The 2,985-nt window shown below is 69.8% G+C and carries 3 protein-coding genes and 1 pseudogene; 1 reads left to right on the top strand and 3 read right to left on the bottom strand.

Annotation, left to right across the window (positions count from 1 at the left end; all coding sequences use genetic code 11):
- A pseudogene (locus AB0305_RS22940) lies at positions 1-196 on the bottom strand (DUF349 domain-containing protein); the annotation flags it as partial.
- Positions 197-256: 60 nt separating this feature from the next.
- Positions 257-1,057, bottom strand: coding sequence for a peptidylprolyl isomerase (locus tag AB0305_RS22935; protein ID WP_364135468.1), 801 nt, complete (start codon positions 1,055-1,057; stop codon positions 257-259).
- Between the two features lie 150 nt (positions 1,058-1,207).
- Between AB0305_RS22935 and hisS the strand changes: the two genes are divergently transcribed.
- The gene (hisS, locus tag AB0305_RS22930; RefSeq protein ID WP_364135471.1) at positions 1,208-2,560 is read left to right on the top strand and encodes a histidine--tRNA ligase; all 1,353 of its coding nucleotides are present in this window, start codon (positions 1,208-1,210) and stop codon (positions 2,558-2,560) included.
- Positions 2,561-2,585: 25 nt separating this feature from the next.
- Here the strand turns inward: hisS and AB0305_RS22925 are convergent.
- A partial coding sequence (locus AB0305_RS22925) for an amino acid permease (RefSeq protein ID WP_366174166.1) occupies positions 2,586-2,985 on the bottom strand: 400 nt, incomplete at its 5' end.

The raw sequence follows: 2,985 nt of genomic DNA, 5'->3' as shown, positions 1-2,985 counted from the left end.
CGGCCGGCGACGGCGCTGCCTTGGGCCGTGCCGCGAACGCGGCGGGGGAGGGAGCAGGGCGCGGGGCCGGCCGGGGGGCGGCCGCCGGAGCCGAGGCTGCCTCCGCCGCGGGGGCCTGTTCCGTTACCGGCGCGCCGGATTCGGTCTCGCTGGCAGCTGCTGCCACTGTTTCGTCGGATTTCTGACTGTCTGTCACCGCTAGAAGTCTTTCGCTTGGAGGGAAATACCGGGACCGATGCTCCGGGAGCACGGCTGGTTACTTCAGAGAGAACGAGTCTATCGTGACTGGTTCCACCGGCGCGCCGTCCGTGGCGCTGGTGCCCGGCTTGATGCCGGCCGCCGCGATCCCGGAGACAACGTCCAGGCCCGAGGTCACCTTGCCCACCGCGGTGTAGCCGCCGGCCGAGTCGGCCGGAATCACGGTGTCCTTGTAGACGATGAAGAACTGTGTCCCGTTGCCGTAGGCGTTGTTACCGGTGCGGGCCACCGCGATGGTTCCGGCCGGGTACTTGTTGTCCGCGGGGGTGTTCTCCAGGGGGCCCCACGTGTAGGCGGGATCGCTGGCGCCGTCGCCCGTCTTGGACCCGCACTGCAGCACGCCGAAGGAATCGGCCGTGGTCAGGCGGTGGCAGCTGACGCCGGCGTAGAAGTTCTGGTCCGCCAGGGACTTGAACACGGCGGCGGCCTGCGGGGCCTTGGTCCCGTCCAGTTCCACGCCCAGGGTGCCGCGGTTCAGCTTGAGCTCACCGGTGAAGGTCTTCCCGGCGGCGGTCTCCGGCTTGGGGATGTTCTCGCCGTTGCTGGCGGCCGGGGTCGGCGTCGCCGACGGGGTGCTCAGGCCGGCCTCGGCGGCCTTGAACTCGTCCTCGGTGGGGTTGCTGGCGAAGACGGTCAGCTGTAGGACCAGGGCCAGCACCAGCGCGGCGCCACCGGCGGCGCCGGCGATGATGTTGTCACGCTTCCGGCGCTTGTCCTGGTGCCGGCGCAGCTCGCGCTTGGCCTCCATCTGATGGACGCGCCGCTTTGCCTCGCGGGCACTGCGTGAACTCGCCGCCAAAAGTCCTCCTGGGGTCGGGCCGCAAGTACGGATACGTGCGGGAAAAAGCATAAACTGACTGCCGCACACAGTTTATGCACGACTGGCCGGTCCGCGGGCGACGCCGCGGCAGCCGGATCCGCCGTCGTCACCAGAGGAGAAAATTCCACCATGGCACGCACCGCCTCCCTGTCCGGATTCCCCGAGTGGCTTCCCGAGGAGCGGTTGGTGGAACTCCATGTCCTGGACACACTCCGGAAGACCTTCGAGCTGCACGGCTTCTCCTCGATCGAGACGCGCGCCGTGGAAACCGTGGGACAACTCCTGCGCAAGGGTGAGATCGACAAGGAGGTCTACGGGCTCAGCCGGCTGCAGGACGACGACGCCGATCCGGCCTCCGCGGCGACGGCGAAGACCGATCCCAACGCGCTGGCCCTGCACTTCGACCTGACCGTCCCCTTTGCCCGCTACGTGGTGGAGAACGCCGGTTACCTCGCCTTCCCGTTCCGCCGCTACCAGATCCAGAAGGTCTGGCGGGGTGAGCGTCCGCAGGAAGGCCGGGCCCGCGAGTTCACCCAGGCGGACATCGACATCGTCGGTGACGGAACCCTGCCGTTCCGCTACGACGTCGAAATCGCGCTGGTCATCGCCGAAGCCCTCAGTGCGCTGCCGATCCCCGACTTCCTGCTCCGGATTAACAACCGCAAGCTGGCCGAGGGCTTCTACACCGGCATTGGCCTGACGGACACCGCCGGCGTGCTGCGCAGCATCGACAAGCTGGAGAAGATCGGACCGGACAAGGTCGCCGAACTGCTGAAGACGGAACTCGGCGCCACCGACGAGCAGGCCCGCGCCGCCCTTGCCCTGGCCTCGATCCGCACCCCGGACACCGGGTTCGTGGAGCAGGTCCGCGCCCTCGGCGTCAGCAATGACCTCCTCGAGGAGGGCCTGAGCGAACTCGAACAGGTCATCTCCGCCGCGGTACAGCGCGCGCCAGGCAAGGTGGTGGCGGACCTCAGCATCGCCCGCGGCCTGGATTACTACACCGGCACGGTCGTCGAGACCGTCCTGGTGGGCCACGAACAGCTCGGCTCCATCTGCTCCGGCGGCCGCTACGACGCCCTCGCCAGCAAGGGCAACCGGACCTTCCCCGGCGTCGGCCTCTCCATCGGCGTCACCCGCCTGGTCTCGCGGATCCTCAGCCAGGACCTCGCGAAGGCCTCCCGCTCCGTGCCCACCGCCGTGCTGGTGGCCCTGAACACGGACGAGAGCTGGGGCGCCGCGCAGGACGTCGCCGCCCAGCTGCGCACCCGCGGCATCGCCACGGAGGTCGCCGCGAAGGCCGAGAAATTCGGTAAGCAGATCAAGTTCGCGGACCGCCGGGGCATCCCGTTCGTCTGGTTCACCGACGAGGACGGCAAGCACCAGGTCAAAGACATCCGCAGCGGCGAACAGGTCGACGCCGACCCCGCCACGTGGACCCCCGCGGACGAGGACCTGCACGTGACGGTCAGCCGCGCCTAGGTCCTCCCGCTGAGGGCCGCCGGGACTAGGCCCCGGCGGCGCCTCGCCGGCGCAGCACCAGCCGCCGGACTACGACGCCGGCGGCCAGCAGGGCCGCCATGACGGACACGGACGCCACCGGCAGGGTGGCCGCCAGCACCAGGCACCCGGCGAAGCCCAGCACGTTCAGCCAGCGCGGCGCGTGCCATGCCCGCTCGGGAAGCGTGAAGGCGGCCGCGTTGGTCACCGCGTAGTAGACCAGCACGCCGAAGCTGGAGAACCCGACGACGGTCAGCACGTTCGAGGTCAGCAGCAGCACGATCACCACCGCCGCGACCGTGAGTTCGGCGACGAACGGCACCGCGTGGCCGCCGCCCACGCGCGCCAGCACCGGCGGCAGGTCCCGCTCGCGCGCCATCGCCAGGGTGGTCCGGCCGACGCCGGTG

The organism is Arthrobacter sp. NPDC080086, assembly GCF_040702285.1.
Note: the sequence above shows the minus strand (reverse complement) of the source record. Positions and strands in the feature narration are given on the sequence as shown.

Coding starts and splice junctions, on each gene's coding strand:
- hisS (WP_364135471.1), top strand. CDS start 1,208: ATGGCACGCACCGCCTCCCTGTCCGGATTCCCCGAGTGGCTTCCCGAG.